Below are 23,804 nucleotides of genomic sequence, written 5' to 3'. Positions count from 1 at the left end.
AGTTCTGTAGGGCGGGTGAAACCCGCCTTGCCCGGGATGTCATTGGCGGGTTTCACCCGCCCTACGGTCAGCCGATATTCGAGAGCTTCAGCAGGTGCTGCAGGTCCTTGAGCACCGCCTTGCCGTCGGTGCCGGCGGGGTAGCGCAGCACCAGGTTGCCGTGCGGGTCGACGATCCACAGCTGCGGCGCGGTGCCCTGCTTGACCACCTTGGCGTGCGCGGCCGGGTCGAGGCCGTAGCGCTGCAGGGCCGGATAGTCCTTGTCCAGCGTGGCCTGGAAGTCGGCCGGCAGCGCCTCGGCGGCGGCCAGCGCGTGTTCGGCGCGGGTGGCTTCGCGGCCGAGGCCGATGTTGATCTGCCGCGCCAGGTAGACCAGTTGCTGGCAGTCCGCGGCGCAGGCGGCGGGGGCGGTCACCAGCAGTTGCCAGTGCTCGCCGGCGGAATCGCCCTGCACGCCCAGATCGGCGGGGGTCTGCCCGGTGCCGATCAGCTCGCCGTGGTGGCTGCGGTTGTCCGGCACCCAGAAATTCAGCTTGTACATCGAGGTGGCGAGGATCATTGGCACGACTGCCACGCCGAGCAGGGCCAGCAGTTGCAGGCGGCCGCGGCGGCGGGATGGGGTTTCATTCAGGGTCATGCTGGGGGTGCTCATTGTTGTTCTCCCGTGCGCGACGGATTCCGAGGTAGAGGTAGAGAGCGAGCAGCGCGGCGGCCAGGGCGAACCACTGCACCGCGTAGCCGGTATGACGTTCCGCCGGCATGGCCACCACCGGCCAGCCGGTATCGAAAGAGGCGGCGCCCGCATCCAGGCGCAGTTCCAGCGGCAGGCCGCTGCGGCCGAGTTGGGCCCAGATGGCGGCGGGGTCGATCCGCGTCAGCAGGCGCGGCCAGGCATCGCTGGCGCTGTCGGCCAGGTGCAGGCCGCCTGGCGGGGCGACGTAGGCCCAGGCGTCCAGTTGCAGGGTCTGCTGCGGGGTGTCGAAAGCCGGCGGGATGCGGCGGTCGGGCCAGGCGACCCAGCCGCGGTTGACCAGCAGCCAGAGACCGCTGGCCTGGTCGTGGAAGGGCTGCAGGACTTCCACGCCGGCCTTGCCGTTGCGCGTGCGGTTGTCCAGCAGCAGGGTGTGTTCGGCGTCGAAGCGGCCCTGCAGGCGGACCCGCACATAGGCCGGATCGTTCATCTGCGGGAGGACGGCGACGGGTTGCGGGGCGGCTTCACGGCGCGCCTCGAAGGCGGCCAGCAGGTGGCGTTTTTCCTCGGCGCGGGAGAGTTGCCAGAAGCCCAGCGCGATCAGCAACGGCAGCATTGCGAGGACCACCAGGGTAGGCGCCAGCCCCGGGCGGAAGACTGCCCGGGAGGCCCTGCTGCTGCGGGGCTCGCGTTTGCCGAATGCGTGCTGGCTATACTGCAAGGTATTCCCCCTACCCCAACTTCTCAGCGAAGGAATCACGCGATGCTCAAGGCTGCGATCGTCCTGTTACTGCTGGCCACCGTCATCAGTCTGTTCAGTGGCCTGTTCTACCTGGTCAAGGACGAAGGCCATGGCTCGCGGGTGGTCAATGCGCTGACTGTGCGCGTCACCCTCACGGCCCTGACCCTCGGCCTAATCGTCTGGGGCTTCTACTCCGGCCAACTGACCAGCGCGGCGCCCTGGCATTTCTGATCTTTCTTCCCTGACTCGCCACGTCCTGCTTTCGTAGGTTGGGCTGAGCTTGCGAAGCCCAACATTGCCATCGTTGGGCTTCACTGCGTTCAGCGCCAACCTACGTGGTTTTCCACCCTGCATCTGAAATCGGTGGCGGGTTGCACCCGCCACACGCGTCAAACCACGTACACGAAGACGAACAGGCCGATCCACACCACATCCACGAAGTGCCAGTACCAGGCGCCCGCCTCGAAGCCGAAGTGGTGGTCGGCGTCGAAGTGGCCGCGCAGGATGCGCACCAGCATCACCGCGAGGATGATCGTGCCCATGGTCACGTGGGCGCCGTGGAAGCCGGTGAGCATGAAGAAGGTCGCGCCGTAGATGCCCGAGCCGAGGGTCAGGCCCAGTTCGGTGTAGGCCTCGTGGTACTCGTAGGCTTGCAGCACCAGGAAGGTCGCGCCGAGCAGGATGGTCAGCGCCAGCCAGGCCTTCAGCGGGCCGCGGTGGTTTTTCTTCAGCGCATGGTGGGCGAAGGTGACGGTGAAGCTCGAACTGACCAGCAGGATGGTGTTGATCAGCGGCAGGTGCCACGCCTCGATAATGCCCTTCGGCGGCGGGAAGAGTTTCGGGTCCGGAGTGTTCAGCAGCGGCCACTCGGCCTGGAAGTTCGGCCAGAGCATGTGCGAGATGGCGTGCCCGCCCTCGCCGCCGAGCCACGGCACGGAGAAGTTGCGCACGTAGAACAGCGCGCCGAAGAAGGCGGCGAAGAACATCACTTCGGAGAAGATGAACCAGCTCATGCCCCAGCGGAACGAGCGGTCCATCTGCGCGCTGTAGAGGCCGGAGCGGCTTTCCCTGACCACGTTGCCGAACCAGCCGAACAGCAGGTAGGCCATGATCAGCCCGCCGGCGAAGAAGATCCACGGCCCGCTGGACTTGTCGTGTCCGGCGCTCATGTCGTTCATCCAGGTGCCGAGGCCGAACATGGTGGTCAGCATCCCGACGGTGGCGATGATCGGCCACTTGCTCTGCGCCGGAACGTAGTAGTGCTCGTGATGATGGGTCGTCATTCTTGTTGTTCTCCTTGCTGCCCTGGCCCTGTCAGTCGTTGCTGGCGATCGGTGGCTTGCGGGCGGTGATGTCGAACAGCGTGTAAGCGAGAGTCAGGTGGCGCACATCCTTCGGCAGGTCGCGGTCGACGATGAAGCGCACCGGCATCTCGATGCGCTCACCGGGTTTCAGCACCTGCTGGGTGAAGCAGAAGCACTCGGTCTTGTGGAAGTAGGTGGCGGCGGAGGAGGGCGCGATGCTGGGCACTGCCTGGGCGGTCATCGGCCGGTCGGTCGGGTTGTGCGCGACGAAGACCATCTCGTTCACCGCGCCCGGATGGACCACCAGTTGGTCCGACTTCGGCCCGAACTCCCAGACCATGTCGATGTTGTTGTTGGCGACGAACTGCACCTTCACCTCGCGCCCCTCGTCGACCTGCTGCGCACCCGCCTGCCAGGCGCTCCCGGAAGTCTTGCCGTTGATGCCGAGCGCCTTGCACATCACGTCGTAGAGCGGCACCAGGGCGAAGCCGAAGGCGAACATGACGACCACGGCGATCACCAGCCGGGTCACCAGTTTGCGGGTTTCGATGCTGTCGTCGCTCATCGGTCACCTATTCCTTTTCTTCGTAGGAGCGGGCCATGCCCGCGAAGCTCTTGTGTCGCCGATGTTCGCGGGCATGGCCCGCTCCTACGAAAGCGCACATCACTTCACTTCCGGCGGAACGCTGAAGGTGTGGTACGGCGCCGGCGAAGGCACGGTCCATTCCAGCCCTTCGGCGCCATCCCACGGCTTGGCCGGCGCGGGCTTGCCGCCACGGATGCACTTGATGACGATGAACAGGAACAGCAGCTGCGTGGTGCCGAACATGAAGGCGCCGATCGACGAGACCATGTTGAAGTCGGCGAACTGCAGGTTGTAGTCCGGAATCCGCCGCGGCATGCCGGCCAGGCCGACGAAGTGCATCGGGAAGAACGCCAGGTTCATGCCGATGAAGGACATCCAGAAGTGCAGCTTGGCCAGCGTCTCGTCGTACATGTGGCCGGTCCACTTCGGCAGCCAGTAGTAGGCCGAGGCGAAGATGCCGAAGATCGCGCCGGGCACCAGCACGTAGTGGAAGTGCGCCACCACGAAGTAGGTGTCCTGGTACTGGAAGTCCGCCGGGGCGATGGCCAGCATCAGCCCGGAGAAGCCGCCGATGGTGAACAGGATGACGAAGGCCACGGCGAACAGCATCGGCGCCTCGAAGGTCAGCGAGCCCTGCCACATGGTCGACGCCCAGTTGAACACCTTCACCCCGGTGGGCACGGCGATCAGCATGGTGGCGTACATGAAGAACAGCTCGCCGACCAGCGGGATGCCGACCACGAACATGTGGTGCGCCCAGACGATGAAGCTGAGGAAGGCGATCGACGCGGTGGCGTAGACCATCGAGGTGTAGCCGAACAGCGGCTTGCGGCTGAACGCCGGGATGATTGCGCTGACCGCCCCGAAGGCCGGCAGGATCATGATGTACACCTCGGGGTGGCCGAAGAACCAGAACACGTGCTGGAACAGCACCGGATCGCCGCCGCCGGCCGCGCTGAAGAAGCTGGTGCCGAAGTGGATGTCCATCAGCATCATCGTCACGCAGCCCGCCAGCACCGGCATCACGGCGATCAGCAGGAACGCGGTGATCAGCCAGGTCCAGACGAACAGCGGCATCTTCATCAGGGTCATGCCCGGGGCGCGCAGGTTGAGGATGGTGGCGACCACGTTGATCGCGCCCATGATCGAACTCATGCCCATCAGGTGGATGGCGAAGATGAAGAAGGTCACGCTGGGTGGCGCGAAGGTGGTCGACAGCGGCGCGTAGAAGGTCCAGCCGAAGTTCGGTCCGCCGCCGGGCATGAACAGCGTGCTGACCAGCAGGCCGAAGGCCGCCGGCAGCAGCCAGAAGCTGAAGTTGTTCATCCGCGGCAGGGCCATGTCCGGCGCGCCGATCATCATCGGCACCATCCAGTTGGCCAGGCCGACGAACGCCGGCATCACCGCGCCGAAGACCATCACCAGGCCATGCATGGTGGTCATCTGGTTGAACAGCTCCGGCTGGAGGATCTGCAGGCCCGGCTGGAACAGCTCGGCGCGGATCACCATGGCGAAGGAGCCGCCCAGCAGAAAGGCGGCGAAGCTGAACCACAGGTACATCGTGCCGATGTCCTTGTGGTTGGTGGTCAGAATCCAGCGCATCAGACCCTTGGCCGGGCCATGGTCGTGATGGTGGTCGACGGCGTGCGTATGCTCGGGGTGCTCGATAACTGCAGTCATCACCGCCTCCTTATTGTTGTTTCTGCTTGAAGGCCACCACATCTTGCGGTGTGACCATGTCGCCGACGTTGTTGCCCCAGGCGTTGCGCTGGTAAGTGATCACCGCGGCGATATCCACTTCCGAGAGCTGCTTGCCGAAGGCGGCCATGGCGGTGCCCTGCCTGCCGTTGAAGACGGTGTCCAGATGCCCGTCCTTCGGCCCGGTGGCGACCTTCGAGCCCTTGATCGCCGGGAACATCGGCGGCATGCCCTGGCCTTCCGGCTGGTGACAGGCGGCGCAGATGGTGTGGTAGACCTTGTCGCCGCGGGCGTACAGCTCGTCCCTGGTCCACTCCTTGCTGGTCAGCTCCTTCTCCTTCAGCGCCTCTTCCTTGCGCGTGGCCAGCCACTTGTCGAAGTCAGGCTTGGATTTCACGTCGACCACCACCGGCATGAAGCCGTGGTCCTTGCCGCACAGCTCGGCGCACTGGCCGCGGTAGATGCCGGGCTTGTCGACCTTGGTCCAGGCCTCGTTGACGAAGCCGGGGATGGCGTCGCGCTTGACCGCGAAGGCCGGCACCCACCAGGAGTGGATCACGTCGCTGGCGGTGACCAGGAAGCGCACCTTGACCCCGGCCGGGATAACCAATGGGTTATCCACCTCCAGCAGGTAGTGCTCGCTCTTCTCGGCCTTGTTGTGGATCTGGTCCTGCGGCGTCGCCAGGTTGCTGAAGAACTCCACGTCCTGGCCCAGGTACTTGTACTGCCACTTCCACTGGTAGCCGGTGACCTGGATGTCCAGCTCCGGCTCGGAGGTGTCGTACATGTGGATCAGGGTGCGGGTGGCCGGCACGGCCATCACCACCAGGATCAGGAAGGGCACGATGGTCCAGAGGATTTCCACCGTGGTGCTCTCGTGGAAATGCGCCGGCTGCTGCCCGGTGGAACGGCGGTGGACGATCATCGACCAGAACATCGCGCCGAAGACCAGTACGCCGATCACGACGCAGATCCAGAAGATCGTCATGTGCAAATCGAAAACGGAACGGCTGACCTCGGTTGCACCAGGCGCCATGTTCACCGTCCAGGCGGCATTTGCCTGGCTGAACGCCATGAGCAAAAGAAGGCCCATCCAGACTCGTGGATGTCGCAACATTCGGGTTCCCCTTATCGTTGTTTTTATCCCGCCGGCAATCGGCTCCGCGAAAAAGCCCCGATCCAGGGGGCTTCAGCGCCGAACGTCACCAACAGCCAAGGAAACGACCGCCAAGACAGCAGAAACGTTGACCGTCGAGCCCTCGGCGCGCGCAAGGCATGCCGGGTCCATCAGGTTTTTCGGTGTCAAGGTCGAGTATAGCCACGGGCTGCGACATAACAACTCAGTTTAAAAAAGCTTCGCGCAATTCCGAATGATGCTCTCAAAGCCACGGCTGGCGCGGCTTTCAGGTAGGATGCTGCGACCCGGTGTCGCCTGCTCGGCATAAGCGGACGGTGATTATGAAAATCTCGTCTTAGGCCGCTGCCGGACGCCGGCTAATGTCCTTCTTCCAAATCTTGTTGTCTTGGAGTTGTCATGAACACCGCCGCGCTTCGCGAACTGATCCAGAACGCCCATCGGCTGGAGGCCAGTCACGGCCATCTGGCCCGGCTGATCCAGTCCCAACTGGAACGGCTGCACCCCAGCATCTCCATGGACTCCGGCGACACCGTCGGCGTCCTGACGCGCTTCGTCCACGCCTACATCGACCAGGTGCCGGAGTTCCTCGAAGCGGCGGACAGCGTGGCGCACGAGGCCGGGATCGAGGCGCAGATCGCGCCGGTGCTGAACGTGGCCGAGCAGTTCTTCCTCAGCCCGCCGGCGCTGCTGAACGGCCACGACGGCTTCGACGCGCTGCTCGACGAGGCCTACCTGGCCCATCGTCTGGTGGAAGAGGTGAACGACCGCTACATCGCCCACTTCGGCCAGCCGCTGATCCCGCTGGACACCACGGTGGCGAACCTGGTCGTGCACCAGCTGATCGGCGAACCCTTCGCCAACCAGCTGGACGACGCGGTGCACCAGGCGGTCGGCGTCATGCTGCAGGACAGCCTGTTCGCCAAGGTCTCGGCGCAGGCCTACCGCGCGCGCCTCAACGACCCGCAGGTGGCCAGCGCCTGGCGGCAGTGGCCGTGCATGTCGCGGCAGTTGGGGATCGAGTTGAATTTGCGCTGAGGATGGCGGGGCCGGCTCCCCTCACCCTAACCCTCTCCCGGAGGGAGAGGGGACGGTCCGTGCAAAGGTGGAACTCCGTGCATACCGGCTACTCCGTGCAACCCCCTCTCCCTCTGGGAGAGGGCAGGGGTGAGGGAAACCCCGCGCGAGTCCGAAACCTTACTGCCCCGAATACCGCGCCCGCGGCGTCGCCATCGGAATCGGACCTTCGCCGTCGAGCGGCCGGAAGGAGCCGCGCTCCGCGTCGTAGGCCTTGATCTCGCTGGTCTCGATGTCATACACCCAGCCATGGATGAACAGCTGGCCGCTGGCCAGGCGCGATGCCACGGACGGGTGGGTCTTCAGGTGGTCGAGCTGGGCCACCACGTTTTCCTCGGTGAGCACGTGCAGCTGGTCGCTGCCGCAGTCGCAGCGGTAGTTCTCCGCCACCACCGTGCGCGCCACCTCGGCATGGCGCAGCCAGGCCTTGACCGTCGGCATGCTTTCCAGGCCCTGCGGGTTCAGCACCGCCTTCATCGCGCCGCAGTCGGAATGACCGCAGACGATGATGTGCTGCACGCCCAGCGCCATCACCGCGAACTCGATGGCGGTGGAAACGCCACCGTTCATCTGCCCGTAGGGCGGCACCACGTTGCCGACATTGCGGGTGACGAACAGGTCGCCCGGCAAGCTCTGGGTGATCAGCTCCGGGACGATGCGCGAATCCGCGCAGGTGATGAACATCGCCAGCGGGTTCTGCGCCGTGGCGAGCTTCTTGAAGAGTTCCTCCTGCTGCGGGAAGACATCATGGCGGAAGCGCTGGAAGCCCTCGACGATTTGCCGCAGAGCCAGCTCGGCGCTATCCGGTTCCTTGAGAGTGTCGTTGCCTTGCTTGTCGTTCATCTTTCCGTCCCGATGTGTGATCGTCGAATTTTCCTATGCTTGCTGACGCTCTGCTCCTAGGAAAAAGATACAGGGCATAAATGACAGCCTGCATGGTGGAAACTGCCACGCCATCGCGGAAAGGAACGGACGGCGACGCTGCATGGCGGATTTCCATGCAGGTTTCGCTCCGTCGGGACTGTTGCGCGCTCAGATGCCGGCGCGCAGGGGGACCGCCTTCATCGCATAGCCGGCATCCTCGCGGATGCGCAGGTGACGCACACCGCCGATCTCCTCGACCCACGGCTGCACGCTGACGATCTGCCGTGCGCGGGCGTCCTGCAGGGCCCGCTCGACGCTGTCCGCCTGGCTCAGCAGGCGCAGGTTCTGCTCGGTGGCGAGCACCAGCGTGCGCCGCCCTGCCTGCGCCTCGGCCAGCGCGGCGGTGGGCGATATCCACAGCGAGTCGACCGCCTCCGAGCCGTCGTGCAGGGCCAACTGGTCGGCTGGCGCCATGGCGGCGAAGAACCAGGTGTCGAAGCGCTTGGCCATGAACTCCGGGGTGATCCAGTGGGCGAAGGGCACCATCAGGTCCACCGCCAGCTCCAGGTCCTCGGCCTCCACCAGCTCGGCGATATCGGCCGTGTCGCTGTCCAGCCGCTGCCGCCAGCGCTCGACGATGGGCGCCAGTTGGGCGGCGGAGAGCAGCTCCGACTCGCCGCGCCGGCGTGCCAGCAGCACCCCGCACTCCTCGAACGCCTCGCGGATACCGGCGATGCGAAAGCCCAGCTCCTCGTCCGAACACTGCTCCGCGCCGCTGCAGCGGGCGCGCAGGGCGGGATTGCTGTCGGCCTGCTCCTGCTTGCCGCCGGGGAACACCAGTGCACCGGAACAGAAATCGATCGCGTGGTTGCGCACCACCATGAACACCTCCACGCCGCCCGGAGCCGGGCGCAGCAGGAGAACGGTGGTGGCGGGACGGGGAAGGACGGGGGAGTCGGTCATCTGCGTGCCTTTTTATTCTTGTCGGTGTCTGTCGAGCTTAATCCGTGGCCTTGGCCGGTATGGGTGGCGATTCGGCCAAAGTCTGGAATTATGTCGTGAGTAGGGGGGCAGAACTCGCGTAGGTTGGTGCTGAACGCAGTGAAGCCCAACGATGGCGATGTTGGGCTTCGCGTTGCTCAGCGCCAACCTACGGTCAGAACAGCCTCATCTGGCTATTCGGCGGCGCAAAGGCGCTGCAGTCCAGTGTGGTGCTCTCGCGCCGATCCAACCCTAGGCGCTTCATAGCCACTGCGAAACGCCGTGCCAGCAGCTCGGCGAATGGCCCTTCGCCGCTGAAGCGCTTGCCGAAGCGGCTGTCGTAGATCTCGCCGCCGCGGCACTGGCGCATCAGGCTCATGACATGCGCCGCGCGCTGTGGATAGTGGGCTTCGAGCCATTTCTCGAACAGCGGCCCGACCTCGCGTGGCAGGCGCAGCAGCATGTAGTTGGCGCTGCGCGCCCCGGCGGCGTGGGCGGCTTCCAGCAGGCTTTCCAGTTCGCGGTCGTTGATCATCGGGATCATCGGCGAACACAGCACGCCGACCGGGATGCCCTGTTCGCGCAGCACGCGGATCGCCCGCAGGCGTGCGGACGGCGCGGCGGCGCGGGGTTCGAGGATGCGTTTCAGCTCGTCGTCGAGGGTGGTCAGGCTGATGAACACCTTCACCAGCCGGCGGCTGGCCAGCTCGGCGAGCAGGTCGAGGTCGCGCAGGATCAGCGAGCCCTTGGTGACGATGGTGACCGGATGGCGGAAGCGCAGCAGCACCTCCAGCACCTGGCGGGTCAGGCGCTGCTGGCGCTCGATCGGCTGGTACGGGTCGGTGTTGGCGCCGAGGTTGATCGGCGCGCAGACGTAGCCGGGCTTGCTCAGCTCCTGCTTCAGCAGATTCGCCGCGTTGGTCTTGGCGATCAGCCGGGTCTCGAAGTCGATGCCCGGCGACAGGTCCCAGTAGGCGTGGCTGGGCCGCGCGTAGCAGTAGATGCAGCCGTGCTCGCAGCCGCGATAGGGATTGATCGAACGGTCGAAGGGAATATCCGGCGACTGGTTGCGGGCGATGATGGTCTTGGCGATCTCCTGCCGCACCTCGGTGGGCCGGGCCGGTGGGACTTCGTCGTACCAGTCGTTATCCACAGGCACCGAACGGGTCGGCGCATAGCGGTTGTGCGGATTGCTGGCGGTGCCGCGGCCGCGTGGCGGAAGGATGGCCGACATGGGAAAGCTCCGAAATTAATACTGTATATGGATACAGTAATCCACGGAGTTTTCCACAGCCAGAGGGAGCTGCCGGATGGTCGATGGCGATTTCCCTGTAGGAGGGAGCTCTGCTCGCGAAGCTTTTGCGGTGCCGATGTTCGCGAGCAGAGCTCGCTCCTACAAGACATTGCCCCGGCCGACTGTAGGAGCAACTGTCTTTCACTGTTGGACGGTATCTGTTTTCCAGCAGGTACCGTCCCTGACCATGGCGTTCAGCCGCACGATGAGCACACGCATGCAGGCCACCAGGGCGACTTTGGCGCATCGGCCGCTCTGGCGCAGACCTTGGTAGCGAAGGGAGAAGTCCTTCTGATAGCGGATGATCGATAAGGTCGCCATGTACAGGATGCGTCGGATCATGCCCCGTCCTCCTCGGATTCGGCGTTGCCCCGACTTCTGGCCGCTATCGCTGTTGTAAGGCGCCAGGCCTACCAAGGCGGCGATTTGGCGACGGTTCAGTTGTCCCAGCTCCGGCAGATAGGCCAACAGCCCGGCCACGGTCACCGGCCCTACACCTTTGACTTGGCGTAATTGCTGGGCCTGTTCCGCATCCACGGCCTTCATGGCCTTGGCGATTTCCTTGTCATAGCTGCGGATCGTTCCTTTCAGCGCCTTGATGGCGTCTTCCAGGCATTGGCGAACCAAGGGATCCCTGGCCTGAGGCAAACGACGGCGTTCATCATCGCGCTGGTTGACCAACTGCTCTCGGCGTTGCACCAGTTCCCGCAGCCGCTCGCGCTCTGGCGAAGGCACCGTGCTGGGGGCTTCTTCCAGCGTCTGAGCCAAATGTGCCAGTACTGCCGCATCAATGGGGTCGGTCTTGGCCAGCTTGCCCATGGCCGTAGCAAAAGCCCGTACCCGAGTGGGATTCAGGCGAGATACCACGTGGCCTGCACGGGACAGGCTGAACAGGATGCCGTGCTCATAGCCACCGGTAGCCTCCAGCACAATACGCCCGGGCTTCTCTTCGGCAAAAAGCGCCAGCAGTTGCTGGTAGCCTTGTTCGTTGTTGGAAACGCTGAAACTCTTGCCTTGTGGACGCAGCCACACGGCTAGCGAGTCCTTGGCCACATCGATACCCACCCAACACGCCATGATCAAACCCTCGTAAACTGCACAGCGAGAGCACTCTGACTACCCACGCTTGTGGTTCGAGGTATGACTCGTTCAACTGTTCGGGCTTTGGTCAGAGGACGGCGGGAGGCAGCTTGAGCTCCTACACGTGCTGCGAACACCGCGGGCCTACAGCTTGCCTCCCGTCGCTCTCACCTTGAATCCTACCGAAGGTTCCAGACACAAGCGGGCCATGCCCGCGATCGCGCCCATGGGGCGCTCCTACGAAGAGCGTTTGGGCCCGGCCCAATCTACAACACCCAACTGAACACCCAGAACAACCCCGCCGCCAGCCCGATGGCTGCCGGCAGGGTCAGCACCCAGGCCACCAGCATGTTGCGGATGGTCGCCATCTGCAGTCCGCTGCCGTTGGCGACCATGCTGCCGGCTACGCCGGAGGACAGCACCTGGGTGGTCGAGACCGGCAGGCCGTAGAGGTCGGCGGCGCCAATGGTGAGCATGGCGACCATCTGCGCGGAGGCGCCCTGGGCGTAGTTCATCGGCTGCTTGCCGATGCCTTCGCCGACGGTGGTGACGATGCGCCGCCAGCCCACCAGGGTGCCCAGTCCGAGGGCCAGCGCCACCGAGACCTTGACCCACAGCGGAATGAAACGGATGGCGGTTTCGCCTTGGTCGCGCAGCGCCTGCATGGCGCTCCAGGCGTGCACGTCGAACTGCTGCTCGGTGTGGTCGAGCAGGCGGATGGTTTCCACGCTGACGAACAGCTCGTTGTGCAGCGCCTGAATTTCCTTCGCCGGCACCTCCGCGAGGCTACCGTGTTCCTCCAGGCGCTTGCCGATGCTGTGCAACTGCGCGACCAGCGCCGGCAGCAGCTCGGGGGCGACGACTTCGCTGCGCTGGTAGTCGCGCAGCGCCCTTTCCGGATTTTCCGGCGGCGCCTGCGGGGCCAGGCGGCGCAGCTGCTGCTCGGCGTCGCGCACCACGGCCAGCAGGTGGCGGGTCTGCTCCACAGGTTGTGAACGGTCGAGGGCGAAGGCCAGCGGGGCGGTGGCGATCAGGATCAGCATGATCAGGCCGATGCCCTTCTGCCCGTCGTTCGAACCGTGGGCAAAGGACACCCCGGTGCAGGTGAGGATCAGCAGCCCGCGAATCCACCAGGGCGGCGGCGTGCGTCCTTCCGGGGCGCGGTACAGCGCGCGGTTGCGGATCGTCAGGCGCAGCGCCAGCAACAGCAGGGCGGCGCCGGCGAAGCCCACCAGCGGCGAGAGGAACAGCGCGTAGCCAACCTTGACCAGTTGCGCCCAGGACGCGCCGCTGATGCCGAAATGGCCGTTCATGGCGCTGTGCGCCAGGCTGATGCCGATGATCGAGCCGATCAGCGTGTGCGACGAGGAAACCGGCAGGCCCAGCCACCAGGTGCCGAGATTCCACAGGATGGCGGCGATCAGCAGGGCGAAGATCATCGCCAGCCCGGTCTTGCTGTCGACCTGCAGGAGCAGGTCGAGCGGCAGCAGGGCGACGATGGCGAAGGCCACCGCGCCGCTGGAAAGCAGCACGCCGAGGAAGTTGAAGAACCCGGACAGGCCCACCGCTATGCGCGGCTTCAGGGCGTTGGTGTAGATCACCGTGGCCACCGCGTTGGCGGTGTCGTGGAAGCCGTTGATGAATTCGAAGCCGAGGGCGATCAGCAGCGCCACGCTGAGCACCACCAGCGGCAGGCCGAGGCGGATTTCCGAGCCGCTGGCGAACATGTCGGCGAACAGGCTGGCGAAGACGTAGAGCAGGCTGGCGCCGAGCAGCAGGAAGAACACGGCGCGGCCCTTGGGACCGGCTTTCTCGCGCAGCACCGGGCTGATCGGGAACTGCGTCAGGCGGGCGGCGCGCATCGTCGCGAGCATGCCGTATCGATCAAGCACGGTGGGCGGGCTCCCTGCGCTGGCGTGAATGGATCATCGGCAAAGTCCGGCGGGCGGGCTGGCGGAATGGCTGTCCAGTCACGGTCGGTTCTCCTGAACGATGCATACAGCCTAGCTGCCCGCGGGCGTTGCGACAGTCCACCTTGCCAGAGGGTCTATCGACTCACCCCAGCGCTTCGAGAAAGCGCTCCAGCACCAGGTTCGGCCGGCGCCCCTTGCGGGTCACCACGGTGAGCGGGATGTCGTAGTGGAAGCGCTCCGGCTGCAGCGCGCGCATGCGCCCCTGGCCGACCCAGTCGGCGGCGTAGTGGTCGGGCAGGTAGCCGATGAAGCTCCCGGTCAGAATAAGGAAGGCCAGCCCTTCGCGGTCCGAGGTGCCGGCGGTGCTGTTCAGTTCCTGATGGCGATCCTGTGCCTCGGCCGGCAGCCGGTAGCTGGGCGCCACCGCGTCGCTGGCGAGAATCTCGTCCACCGTGATGTCCGCGTCGTCACGCTCGAACAGCGGATGCTCGCGGCTGCAGAACAGCAGCGAGCGCTCGCCGTACAGCGGCGCATATTCCAGCCCGGACAGCGGGCTGATCAGCGGCACCACGCCGACGTGCAGGTGGCCGTCGAGCACGCCCAGCTCGATCTCGCTCGGCGTGGTCATGCCGATATTGATGCGTACCCCCGGCCCGCTCTCCTTGAGCGCGCGCAGGGCGTGGGTGATGCGCATCTGCGGCAGGGTCACCAGATTGTTGATGATGCCGATGTTCAGCTCGCCGCGCAGATGCCGGTGCAGGTCGTTGACCTCGGCGCGGAAGCCCTCCAGCGCCGCCAGCAGCGACTGGGTGGCGCGGTACACCTCGCGCCCTTCGTCGGTCAGGGCGAAGCCGGCGCGGCCGCGCTGGCACAGACGCATGCCGAGGCGCTTTTCCAGATCGCCCATGTGCAGGCTGATCGCCGAGCGGCTGATGCCCAGGGTGCTTTCCGCGGCGGAGAAGCTGCCGCACTCGACGATGGTCTTGAAGATGCGCAGCAGACGGATTTCGAAGTCGCTGACCTGGCCCAGACCGGGGCTACGGGATTTCGCCATTTTGTTTAACCAATTCGAAACTGAGCGTGAGAAGAATGAGCTTTAACTCACCTTAACTCAGGATCAATCTTGACGCATCACCTCGCCGCATCTCGCGGGAGCCCAACAAGAAAGCCATCGAGGACTTGTCGATGAACCAGCACGTCAACGTCACCCCGTCGGTCGCCAGCGAACTCAACCTGCGCGCCCACTGGATGCCCTTCAGCGCCAACCGGAACTTCCAGAAAGACCCGCGGATCATCGTCGCCGCCGAAGGCAGCTGGCTGGTGGACGACCAGGGCCGCCGGATCTACGACAGCCTCTCCGGCCTGTGGACCTGCGGCGCCGGCCACTCGCGCAAGGAAATCCAGGAAGCCGTGGCCAGGCAGCTCGGCACCCTCGACTACTCCCCGGGCTTCCAGTACGGCCACCCGCTGTCGTTCCAACTGGCCGACAGGATCGCCCAGCTCACTCCCGGCACCCTCGACCATGTGTTCTTCACCGGCTCCGGCTCGGAGAGCGCCGACACCTCGATCAAGATGGCCCGCGCCTACTGGCGCCTGAAAGGCCAGCCGGCGAAGACCAAGCTGATCGGCCGCGCCCGTGGCTACCACGGCGTCAACGTCGCCGGCACCGCGCTGGGCGGTATCGGCGGCAACCGCAAGATGTTCGGCCAACTGATGGACGTCGACCACCTGCCGCACACCCTGCAGCCAGGCATGGCCTTCACCAAGGGCATGGCCGAGACCGGCGGCGTCGAGCTGGCCAACGAACTGCTCAAGCTGATCGAACTGCATGACGCCTCGAACATCGCCGCGGTGATCGTCGAGCCGATGTCCGGTTCCGCCGGCGTGCTGGTGCCGCCGAAGGGCTATCTGCAACGTCTGCGCGAGATCTGCGACCAGCACAACATCCTGCTGATCTTCGACGAAGTGATCACCGCCTTCGGCCGCATGGGTCGCAACACCGGCGCGGAATACTTCGGCGTCACCCCGGACATCATGAACGTCGCCAAGCAGGTCACCAACGGCGCCATTCCGATGGGCGCGGTGATCGCCAGCAAGGAAATCTACGACACCTTCATGAACCAGAACCTGCCGGAGTACGCGGTGGAGTTCACCCACGGCTACACCTACTCCGCGCACCCGGTCGCCTGCGCCGCCGGCCTCGCCGCCCTGGACATCCTGGAGAAGGACAACCTGGTGCAGCAGTCCGCCGAGCTGGCGCCGTACTTCGAGAAGGCTATCCACGGCCTGAAGGGCACCAAACACGTGGTCGATATCCGCAACTGCGGCCTGGCCGGCGCCCTGCAGATCGCCCCGCGCGACGGCGACGCCATCGTGCGTCCGTTCGAGGCCGGCATGGCGCTGTGGAAGGCCGGCTTCTACGTGCGCTTCGGCGGCGACACCCTGCAGTTCGGCCCGACCTTCAACGCCAGGCCGGAAGAGCTGGACCGCCTGTTCGACGCGGTCGGCGAAGCCCTCAACGGAGTGGCCTGAGTTGAGCGCGCGCCCGCAAGCCGTACCGACGGTACAGATCGACAACGACAAGGTTCTGGTCACCGAGTGGCGCTTCGCCCCCGGCGCCGAGACCGGCTGGCACCGCCACGGAATGGAGTACGTGGTGGTCCCGGTGACCAACGGCGAACTGCTGCTGGAAACGCCCGAGGGCGAGAAGCGCGCGCCGCTGGTCCTCGGCCAGAGCTACACGCGGCAGATCGGCACCGAGCACAACGTGATCAACCCGTGCGATCACGAAGTGGCCTTTATCGAGATCGAGCTCAAGTAGGACGGCACTTAGCCAATCCCAACACCAGACAGTCCCCTCTCCCTCTGGGAGAGGGCTAGGGTGAGGGCAAACGAACCCGCACCCCAACCCCATTCAGCGAGACGAGATCCAAACGATGACCACCATCAAGCACCTGATCGACGGCCAACTGCTGGCCGACACCGGCCGCACCACCGACGTCTTCAACCCGTCCACCGGCGAGGCCATCCACCAGGTCCCGCTGGCCAGCCGCGAGACCGTGCAGCAGGCCATCGATGCCGCCAAGGCCGCCTTCCCGGCCTGGCGCAACACCCCGCCGGCCAAGCGCGCGCAGGTGCTGTTCCGCTTCAAGCAACTGCTCGAAGCCAATGAGCAACGCATCGTCAAACTGATCAGCGAAGAGCACGGCAAGACCATCGAAGACGCCGCCGGCGAGCTCAAGCGCGGTATCGAGAACGTCGAGTACGCCACCGCCGCGCCGGAACTGCTGAAAGGCGAGTACAGCCGCAACGTCGGCCCGAACATCGACGCCTGGAGCGACTTCCAGCCGATCGGCGTGGTCGCCGGCATCACCCCGTTCAACTTCCCAGCGATGGTCCCGCTGTGGATGTATCCGCTGGCCATCGCCTGCGGCAACACTTTCGTCCTCAAGCCGTCCGAGCGCGACCCGAGCTCGACCCTGCTGATCGCCGAACTGTTCCAGGAAGCCGGCCTGCCGAAGGGCGTGCTGAACGTGGTGCATGGCGACAAGGAAGCCGTGGACGCGCTGATCGAGGCGCCGGAAGTGAAGGCCCTGAGCTTCGTCGGCTCGACCCCGATCGCCGAGTACATCTATTCCGAAGGCACCAGGCGCGGCAAGCGCGTGCAGGCCCTGGGCGGCGCGAAGAACCACGCCGTGCTGATGCCCGACGCCGACCTCGACAACGCCGTCAGCGCGCTGATGGGCGCGGCCTACGGCTCCTGCGGCGAGCGCTGCATGGCCATCTCCGTGGCCGTCTGCGTGGGCGACCAGATCGCCGATGCGCTGGTGGCGAAGATCGTTCCGCAGATCAAGGCCCTGAAGATCGGCGCCGGCACCTCCTGCGGCCTGGACATGGGCCCGCTGGTCACCAGGGCGCACCAGCAGAAGGTCACCGGCTACGTCGACGACGGCGTCGCCGCTGGCGCGCAACTGGTCGTGGATGGCCGCGGCCTCAAGGTCGACGGCCACGAGAAAGGCTTCTTCCTCGGCGGCTGCCTGTTCGACCGCGTCACCCCGGACATGCGCATCTACAAGGAAGAAATCTTCGGCCCGGTGCTGTGCATCGTCCGCGTGAACAGCCTCGAAGAAGCCATGCAGCTGATCAACGACCACGAATATGGCAACGGCACCTGCATCTTCACCCGCGACGGCGAAGCGGCCCGCCTGTTCTGCGACGAGATCGAAGTCGGCATGGTCGGCGTCAACGTCCCGCTGCCGGTCCCGGTGGCCTACCACAGCTTCGGCGGCTGGAAGCGCTCGCTGTTCGGCGACCTCCACGCCTACGGCCCGGACGGCGTGCGCTTCTACACCAAGCGCAAGGCCATCACCCAGCGCTGGCCACAACGCGCAACACACGAAGCCGCGCAGTTCGCCTTCCCCAGCAACGGCTGAGGCTGACTGAAAAAGGCATGGTCGCTACCGACCATGCCTTTTTTCTTTTTACCAGCACATCGACGGAGAACCGTACCCGAACGGGCCCTGGCCGTGCCCTCGACAGTCAACTGGCCAACCACCGTATGCATCGAGCGCCGGCCTTGCCGGCACCCCGAGTTCATGGAAGCAACACCTGCAACGTGGAGACAACAACAATGATCAAGATCCTCAAGCTCACCGCACTATCCTCCGGGCTGGCCACCGCACTGGCCGCCGCCAGCCCCGCCTTCGCGGCCGATCTCACCGTTATTTCCTTCGGCGGCGCCAACAAGGACGCCCAGGTCCAGGCCTTCTACAACCCCTGGCAGCAAAGCAGCGGCAACCGCCTGGTATCCGGCGAGTACAATGGCGAGATGGCCAAGATCAAGGCCATGGTGAGCACCGGCAGCGTTGCTTGGAACGTGGTCGAGGTGGAGGGCGCCGAGCTCGCCCGCGGCTGCGACGAGGGCATGTTCGAAGAGATCGACCCGGCGCAGATCGGCCTGAAGGATGAGGACTTCGTTCCCGGTGCCATCCAGCCCTGCGGCGTTGGCTTCCTCGTCTACTCCACGGTGCTTGCCTACAACCGCAACAAGCTTGCCAGCGCGCCCACCGGCTGGAGCGATTTCTGGGACGTCGAGAAATTCCCCGGCAAGCGCGGCCTGCGCAAGCTGGCCAAGTCCACCCTGGAATTCGCCCTGCTCGCCGACGGCGTGAAGCACGAAGAGCTCTACCAGGTGCTCGCCACCCAGGCCGGCCAGGACCGCGCCTTCGCCAAGCTCGACCAGATCAAGCCGTACATCCAGTGGTGGGAGGCCGGCGCCCAGCCGCCGCAATTCCTCGCCGCCGGCGACGTGGTCATGAGCTCCGTCTACAACGGCCGCCTCTCCGCCCAGCAGCGCGAGCAGTACGGCCTGGACATCGTGTGGAACGGCGGCATCTACGAATTCGACTCCTGGGCCATCCCCAAGGGCGCGCCGCAACAGGACCTGACCCGCCAGTTCATCAGCTACACCCTCGAACCCGCACAGCAGAAAGGCTTCGCCCAGCGCATCGACTACGGCGCCGCCAACCTCAAGGGCATGGACCTGCTTGACGAAAAACGCGTGGCCCAACTCCCCACCGCCCCGCAGAACATCGCCCAGCAGATCCCCGTGGACGTGGCCTTCTGGACCGACCACGGCGAGCAACTGGAACAGCGCTTCAACGCCTGGGCGGCGCGCTGAGTCAAAGGGAAGGCCGGTCTCGCGACCGGCCTTTTCCTATCGCGGCATGGGTATCGCTGCGCTCAGACTGCGCGTCCCGACCCATCCTACAAGGTCGCTCTATGTACCCGTAGGATGGCGTTGAGCGAAGCGATACCCATCGACAATCTCACCACCGCTCCCCGGTCTCGCGCATATCTCCATCGCCCGCCCAATCCACCGCAATAGATCAACCGCTGCACCGTAGGATGGCGTTGAGCGCAGCGATACCCATCGACAATCTCACCGCCGCTCCCCGGCCTCGCGCATATCTCCATCCCCCGCCCAATCCACCGCAATAGATCAACCGCTGCACCGTAGGATGGCGTTGAGCGAAGCGATACCCATCAACAATCTCACCGCCGTTCCCCGGCCTCGCCCATATCGCCATCGCCCGCCCAATCCACCAGCAACAGCCCTTCCCGCACATAACGGTGAAACGACGACCACGGCCAATCCGCCACGCGTTCGACATATCCGTGCTTGCGCGGATTGTGGTGGATGTAGTCCACATGCCGGGCAAAGTCCTCGTCGTCGCGGATGCGGTGTTCCCAGTAGCGGCGTTGCCAGATACCGCGCTCGCCCCGGCGCAAGCGGCTGGTGGATACGTGTTCGCCAGACGGCAAATTGCGGGAAAAATGGGTTTTGACCAGGCGCCAGCGCAGGGCGTAGTCGCTGTCCGGCAGTGTGCAGAGGGCGTGGATATGGTCAGGCAGGATGACGATGGCGTCGATGCGCCAGGGATGTCTGCCCATGGTGTAGCGGAAGGCGGCGCGTAGCTGGTCGATATGGTCAGCCAGCAACCGGCTGCGGCGGTCGGCGAGGTTGAGGGTGAAGAACCAGGTGGCGCCGGGCGTGTGGTCGCGGCGGTAGGAGGTCATTTGTCGCTTCCTGCGATGAGTGGAGCCACGTCCTGTGGTTCCGCGTTGTTGGGGGTGATGGGGATCGCTGTGCTCAACCCATCCTACGGGGCTGAGCCATTCCGATGCGTAGGTTGGCGCTGAGCGCAGCGAAGCCCAACGGTGCCACATCCGGCAGATGTTGGGCTTCACTGCGTTCAGCGCCAACCTACAGTCTCAGTTGCGGCGGATGCCGATCGCCCCCAGCTTGCCGTCGAAAAACCGCAGGTCGCGGTAGGCGCCGTTGCGCGGGCCGTAGGTCCAGATCTGGATTTCGGCGCGGCCGGGGATGATCTTGCCGTCCTTGTCCCGGCGCGGTGGCGTCGCCGGGAGGACTTCGCGAGCATCCGGATTGCCGCATTTTTCCAGGACCTGCTCGGCCATGTCGCCTTCGTTGATCAGGTGCGAGCCGCAACGCATGGTGCCGGCCTGGGCGCTGACTACGAGGGTGAGCGACAACGGGATGGTGAAGCTGAGGAGCAGTATGCGGGGCATGTTGATCCGACCTGTTTCGGGTTTGGCAGGCGCTGGGATGAAGGTGAGCTCTTACGGTCAGGCACCGAGGAGGACGCTCGTGACGAGCAGCATATGCGTCAGCATCGCCGCCTGCACGGTCTTGCCCAGCATTGGCCGCATGGCGTCGGCGCTGCGCTCGCGGAGGATGTGGCGGGCCTGGGAATAGAGCATCGGCGCGGCGAGCAGGAACAGCCAGCGCGCCCAGCCGTGCAGGTGGAAGGCGGCGAACAGGCCTAGGCAGAGCAGGGCGCATGCCAGTACGGCCGCATGGTAGTAGCGAGCCAGCATTGGCCCCAGGCGTACGGCGAGAGTGATCTTGCCGCTCAGTGGGTCGCTTTCGATGTCGCGCAGGTTGTTCACATTGAGCAGTGCCACGCCGAGCAGCCCGGTGGCGGTGGCCGGCAGCAGCAGGGCCGCTTCGAAGCGACCGGATTGCAGGAAGCAGGTGCCGATCACGCCGACATGGCCGAAGAACAGCAGCACCGACAGGTCGCCCAACCCCAGGTAGCCATAGGCATGGCGACCAAGGGTGTAGGTCAGCGCGGCGACGATGGACAACAGGCCGAGCAGGAGGAAGCCGAGGATGCTGTCGGCTTCGCGGCAGGCGAGGATTACCAGGGCGCCACCGAATGCCGCACAGAGTCCGGCACACAGCCATAGCGCGCGACGCATCTGGGCGGGCGTGATCTGCCCGGTATGGAGGCCGCGCGGGATGTCGATGGATTTCGCCGCGTCACAGCCCTTGAGTACGTCACCGTAGTCGTTGGCCAGGTTGGTGAGGATTTGCAGCGAAGTCGCGGTGAGCAGGGCCAGCAACGCGATCCACGGCGCGAACGCCTGCTGCCAGACCGCCAGTACGGTGCCTTCGAGCACGGTGGCGAAGGCCATCAGCAGGGTGCCGGGGCGTATGCTCTGCAGCCAGAGATGAATGCGAGCGGTATGCATGAGGCTCAGCTCCGCAAGGGGGAGGTGCGGAGGATTGCACGGCGCCACGGCGGAGCCAGTGACCGATGGCAATCGGGGCTGTTTCCCGGTGCGGCCGCTATCGCCAACGATGCATAGCAGAGGGCTTCAGTCGTAGCTGAACACGCATTTTTCGCGTCCGCTGCGCTTGGTTTCGAGCAGGTCGAAGATGTCCATCATCTCTGGTGTTGAGGTACAGCCCGTAGGATGGGTTGAGCGCAGTGTTCAACCCATTCTGCGTGCTACTTCGCGGTGGAAAGGCTGCGCACGTACAGATCCTTGCCGCCGGATGCGCTGCTGCCGCGGGCCTGCAGTTCGAAGCGTTTGGGGTAGCCCTTGATCAGGTCGCTGAGCTTCTTGAAGCCGTACAGCCGGGGGTCGAAGGCTGGGCGCAGTTTGCCGATGTTCTGGCCGAGCACGCCGAGCTGGACCCAGTCGTCATCGTCGTCTGCGATGTCGTCCAGCACCTGGGCGATGAAGTCCAGCGGCACCTTCTGCGGGCGGGGTTTGCCGGCGGGCTTGGCGGGCTCGTTGGCAGCGGCGGCCTTGCCGTCGTTGACTACCGGTTCCACCGGCGCCTCGGGCGCCACCGCGCGGAGGATCTCGGTGTAGATGAACTTGTCGCACGCCGAAACGAAGGGCTTGGGCGTCTTCTCCTCGCCGAAGCCGTAGACGGTCAGCCCTTCCTCGCGCAGGCGCGCGGCCAGGCGGGTGAAGTCGCTGTCGCTGGAGACCAGGCAGAAGCCGTCGAAACGCCGGGTGTAGAGCAGGTCCATGGCGTCGATGATAAGCGCGCTGTCGGTGGCGTTCTTGCCGCTGGTGTAGGCGAACTGCTGCATCGGCTGGATCGAGTGGTCCAGCAGCACCTGCTTCCACTTGCCCAGGTTGGGCTTGGTCCAGTCGCCGTAGATGCGCTTGACGCTGGCGATGCCGTACTTGGCGATTTCCTCGAAGAGGCCTTCGACGATGGCCGCCGGTGCGTTGTCGGCGTCGATCAGCACGGCGAGGTGCTTCTGTTGCCGGGAGCTGGATGGTTTGCTGGCCATGGGAAGTCCTTTCTGGGCTGTGCCTTGACCTTAAGGCGAATCGTGCCGGGGCGCTATACCGCGAAATTGGCGATGGGTATCGCTGCGCTCGACCCATCCTACGGTCAGTCCCAGCCGCGGGCCTATTTCGTCGCCGTGCTCTGCTCGCTGTAGACGCACTTGTCGCGGCCGCTGCGCTTGGCTTCGAGCAGGGCGGTGTCGGCGCGGTTGAGGGTTTGCGAGTAGTTGTCGCCGGGCTGGTGTTCGGCGACGCCGAAGCTGGCGGTGACCGAGAGGATCTCGGTGCCGACGCGCACGCTCAGGCCGCGGATGTCGGCGCGCACCCGGTCGATGACCTGGCGGGAGTCGTTCATGGCGGTTCCCGGCAGCAGCAGGAGGAATTCCTCGCCGCCCCAGCGGCCGCAGAGGTCGTACGGGCGCAGCGCGGCCTGCATGGCGCAGGCGATTTCCACCAGCAGGCGGTCGCCCACCTCGTGGCCCCAGGTGTCGTTGACCTGCTTGAAGTAGTCGATGTCCAGCATCACCAGCACGTAGCCTTCGCCGCTGCGCTGGGAGCGTCCGCTTTCCTCGCGCAGGCGCTCCATCAGCAGGCGGCGGTTGGCGATGCCGGTCAGCGGGTCGCGGGTCGAGGCGTCCTTCAGGGCGACGTTGAGGTCGCGCAGCATGACCTGGTAGCGGTCGGAGATCCGCGCGACTTTTTCCAGCTGGCGCAGTTGCTTGTGATAGCGCTCGGAGAGGGTGTAGGTCTGCTCGCGGGCCATCGACTGGTAGCCGTCGGAGATGCGCGCGATGCGTTCCAGGCGCGCGAGCTGGTCCATGGATTGCTGGTGCTTGAGGTACAGCGCCTCGCGCAGGGGGTGACCCTCGTATTGCGGGTCGGCCAGCAGTTCCTCGATCAACAGGTCCAGCTCGCGGTCATTGGTCATGGCTCGTCGTACGCCTGGATTATGAAGGGGAAGGTGCAGTCCTCGCGGAACTCCTCGGCCAGTTCGGCGACGCGCTCGTTGCGCCGGTCGTAGTGCCAGGTCACGCGCACCTTGCGCTCGGCGCGGTGGGCCTCTTCGAGCAGGTCGAAGATGTCCATCATGGCCTTGATCGAACTGGTGTTGAGGTACAGCAGGCGCAGGTCGAGCTCCAGAGGACGCCGGTCGGCGTCGAGGTAGCGCTGCACCCAGGCGATCACCTGGCCGAACAGTTCGAAGGAGTTCTCCGGATACGAGTCGCCTTGCATCGCGAGGATGCCGGCTTGCCAGTCGCCATGGATCGACGGGGTGGACTGGGTACCGGTTATTGTCAGTTCGCTCATCACGTTGTTCC

Annotated in this window: 24 protein-coding genes; 6 read left to right on the top strand and 18 right to left on the bottom strand. The window is 65.2% G+C overall.

Annotated features, from left to right (window positions below):
* Positions 1-67: 67 nt before the first annotated feature.
* Both JFY56_RS11570 and JFY56_RS11565 read right to left on the bottom strand, forming a co-directional pair.
* Entirely contained in the window at positions 68-652 is a 585-nt protein-coding gene (locus JFY56_RS11570; protein ID WP_208313853.1) for a hypothetical protein, read from the bottom strand.
* The gene (locus JFY56_RS11565; protein WP_208313851.1) at positions 624-1,307 is read right to left on the bottom strand and encodes an SURF1 family protein; all 684 of its coding nucleotides are present in this window, start codon (positions 1,305-1,307) and stop codon (positions 624-626) included. Before JFY56_RS11565 ends, JFY56_RS11570 begins: the two co-directional genes overlap by 29 nt.
* 147 nt (positions 1,308-1,454) lie before the next feature.
* On the opposite strand from JFY56_RS11565, the gene JFY56_RS11560 reads away from it, so the two are divergent.
* Complete coding sequence (locus JFY56_RS11560) at positions 1,455-1,664, top strand: twin transmembrane helix small protein (protein WP_208313847.1); 210 nt, start codon at positions 1,455-1,457, stop codon at positions 1,662-1,664.
* A gap of 158 nt (positions 1,665-1,822) precedes the next feature.
* Here JFY56_RS11560 and JFY56_RS11555 read toward each other — a convergent pair whose 3' ends face one another.
* The 4 genes from JFY56_RS11555 to coxB all read right to left on the bottom strand — a co-directional run bounded on the left by JFY56_RS11555 (position 1,823) and on the right by coxB (position 6,138).
* Positions 1,823-2,716 (bottom strand): cytochrome c oxidase subunit 3, encoded by an 894-nt coding sequence (locus tag JFY56_RS11555; RefSeq protein WP_208313845.1) that lies wholly within the window; start codon positions 2,714-2,716, stop codon positions 1,823-1,825.
* A gap of 31 nt (positions 2,717-2,747) precedes the next feature.
* Positions 2,748-3,302, bottom strand: coding sequence for a cytochrome c oxidase assembly protein (locus JFY56_RS11550; RefSeq protein ID WP_208313843.1), 555 nt, complete (start codon positions 3,300-3,302; stop codon positions 2,748-2,750).
* Between the two features lie 99 nt (positions 3,303-3,401).
* Positions 3,402-5,003, bottom strand: a complete 1,602-nt coding sequence (gene ctaD / locus JFY56_RS11545) for a cytochrome c oxidase subunit I (protein WP_208313841.1) — start codon at positions 5,001-5,003, stop codon at positions 3,402-3,404.
* Between the two features lie 10 nt (positions 5,004-5,013).
* Positions 5,014-6,138, bottom strand: a complete 1,125-nt coding sequence (gene coxB / locus JFY56_RS11540; RefSeq protein ID WP_208313839.1) for a cytochrome c oxidase subunit II — start codon at positions 6,136-6,138, stop codon at positions 5,014-5,016.
* Between the two features lie 417 nt (positions 6,139-6,555).
* Between coxB and JFY56_RS11535 the strand changes: the two genes are divergently transcribed.
* Positions 6,556-7,194, top strand: coding sequence for a hypothetical protein (locus tag JFY56_RS11535; protein WP_208313837.1), 639 nt, complete (start codon positions 6,556-6,558; stop codon positions 7,192-7,194).
* Positions 7,195-7,353: 159 nt separating this feature from the next.
* On the opposite strand, the gene JFY56_RS11530 is transcribed toward JFY56_RS11535, so the two are convergent.
* The 6 genes from JFY56_RS11530 to JFY56_RS11505 all read right to left on the bottom strand — a co-directional run bounded on the left by JFY56_RS11530 (position 7,354) and on the right by JFY56_RS11505 (position 14,419).
* Positions 7,354-8,076 carry a carbonic anhydrase gene (locus tag JFY56_RS11530; protein ID WP_208313835.1) on the bottom strand — a complete coding sequence of 241 codons (723 nt, stop codon included), beginning with the start codon at positions 8,074-8,076 and terminating at the stop codon, positions 7,354-7,356.
* Positions 8,077-8,265: 189 nt separating this feature from the next.
* Positions 8,266-9,060 carry an NUDIX hydrolase gene (locus JFY56_RS11525; RefSeq protein ID WP_208313833.1) on the bottom strand — a complete coding sequence of 265 codons (795 nt, stop codon included), beginning with the start codon at positions 9,058-9,060 and terminating at the stop codon, positions 8,266-8,268.
* Between the two features lie 193 nt (positions 9,061-9,253).
* A complete protein-coding gene (locus JFY56_RS11520; protein WP_208313831.1) occupies positions 9,254-10,312 on the bottom strand; it encodes a PA0069 family radical SAM protein in 1,059 nt (352 codons plus the stop codon).
* A gap of 201 nt (positions 10,313-10,513) precedes the next feature.
* Positions 10,514-11,449, bottom strand: a complete 936-nt coding sequence (locus JFY56_RS11515; RefSeq protein WP_208313830.1) for an IS110 family RNA-guided transposase — start codon at positions 11,447-11,449, stop codon at positions 10,514-10,516.
* Between the two features lie 269 nt (positions 11,450-11,718).
* Positions 11,719-13,314: an inorganic phosphate transporter gene (locus tag JFY56_RS11510; RefSeq protein WP_408004406.1), complete on the bottom strand. Its 1,596-nt coding sequence runs from the start codon at positions 13,312-13,314 to the stop codon at positions 11,719-11,721.
* A gap of 193 nt (positions 13,315-13,507) precedes the next feature.
* Positions 13,508-14,419: a LysR family transcriptional regulator gene (locus tag JFY56_RS11505; RefSeq protein WP_208313828.1), complete on the bottom strand. Its 912-nt coding sequence runs from the start codon at positions 14,417-14,419 to the stop codon at positions 13,508-13,510.
* A 131-nt stretch (positions 14,420-14,550) separates the two neighbouring features.
* On the opposite strand from JFY56_RS11505, the gene JFY56_RS11500 reads away from it, so the two are divergent.
* The 4 genes from JFY56_RS11500 to JFY56_RS11485 all read left to right on the top strand — a co-directional run bounded on the left by JFY56_RS11500 (position 14,551) and on the right by JFY56_RS11485 (position 19,045).
* Positions 14,551-15,897 (top strand): aspartate aminotransferase family protein, encoded by a 1,347-nt coding sequence (locus tag JFY56_RS11500; protein WP_208313826.1) that lies wholly within the window; start codon positions 14,551-14,553, stop codon positions 15,895-15,897.
* Position 15,898: 1 nt separating this feature from the next.
* Positions 15,899-16,186 (top strand): cupin domain-containing protein, encoded by a 288-nt coding sequence (locus JFY56_RS11495; RefSeq protein WP_208313824.1) that lies wholly within the window; start codon positions 15,899-15,901, stop codon positions 16,184-16,186.
* 115 nt (positions 16,187-16,301) lie between these two features.
* Positions 16,302-17,798, top strand: a complete 1,497-nt coding sequence (locus JFY56_RS11490) for a CoA-acylating methylmalonate-semialdehyde dehydrogenase (RefSeq protein ID WP_208313822.1) — start codon at positions 16,302-16,304, stop codon at positions 17,796-17,798.
* Positions 17,799-17,995: 197 nt separating this feature from the next.
* Positions 17,996-19,045 carry an ABC transporter substrate-binding protein gene (locus JFY56_RS11485; protein WP_208313821.1) on the top strand — a complete coding sequence of 350 codons (1,050 nt, stop codon included), beginning with the start codon at positions 17,996-17,998 and terminating at the stop codon, positions 19,043-19,045.
* A gap of 374 nt (positions 19,046-19,419) precedes the next feature.
* On the opposite strand, the gene JFY56_RS11480 is transcribed toward JFY56_RS11485, so the two are convergent.
* The 6 genes from JFY56_RS11480 to siaC form a co-directional block, all read right to left on the bottom strand.
* On the bottom strand, positions 19,420-19,944 hold the full coding sequence (locus JFY56_RS11480) for an REP-associated tyrosine transposase (protein WP_208313819.1): 525 nt from the start codon (positions 19,942-19,944) through the stop codon (positions 19,420-19,422).
* Between the two features lie 195 nt (positions 19,945-20,139).
* Positions 20,140-20,457: a DUF2845 domain-containing protein gene (locus tag JFY56_RS11475; RefSeq protein WP_208313817.1), complete on the bottom strand. Its 318-nt coding sequence runs from the start codon at positions 20,455-20,457 to the stop codon at positions 20,140-20,142.
* 57 nt (positions 20,458-20,514) lie between these two features.
* A complete protein-coding gene (locus JFY56_RS11470) occupies positions 20,515-21,423 on the bottom strand; it encodes a 1,4-dihydroxy-2-naphthoate polyprenyltransferase (RefSeq protein WP_208313815.1) in 909 nt (302 codons plus the stop codon).
* A gap of 260 nt (positions 21,424-21,683) precedes the next feature.
* A complete protein-coding gene (locus JFY56_RS11465; protein WP_208313814.1) occupies positions 21,684-22,487 on the bottom strand; it encodes an NYN domain-containing protein in 804 nt (267 codons plus the stop codon).
* Positions 22,488-22,609: 122 nt separating this feature from the next.
* Positions 22,610-23,413: a biofilm regulation diguanylate cyclase SiaD gene (gene siaD / locus JFY56_RS11460; RefSeq protein WP_208313811.1), complete on the bottom strand. Its 804-nt coding sequence runs from the start codon at positions 23,411-23,413 to the stop codon at positions 22,610-22,612.
* Positions 23,410-23,793: a biofilm regulation phosphoprotein SiaC gene (siaC, locus tag JFY56_RS11455; protein WP_208313802.1), complete on the bottom strand. Its 384-nt coding sequence runs from the start codon at positions 23,791-23,793 to the stop codon at positions 23,410-23,412. The genes siaD and siaC overlap by 4 nt, the downstream gene beginning before the upstream one ends.
* Positions 23,794-23,804: the final 11 nt, after the last annotated feature.

Source organism: Pseudomonas schmalbachii (genome assembly GCF_017589465.1).
Taxonomy (GTDB): Bacteria; Pseudomonadota; Gammaproteobacteria; order Pseudomonadales; family Pseudomonadaceae; genus Pseudomonas; species Pseudomonas schmalbachii.
The sequence above is the reverse complement of the archived record's forward strand: the minus strand, read 5'-3'. Positions and strand labels throughout refer to the sequence as shown.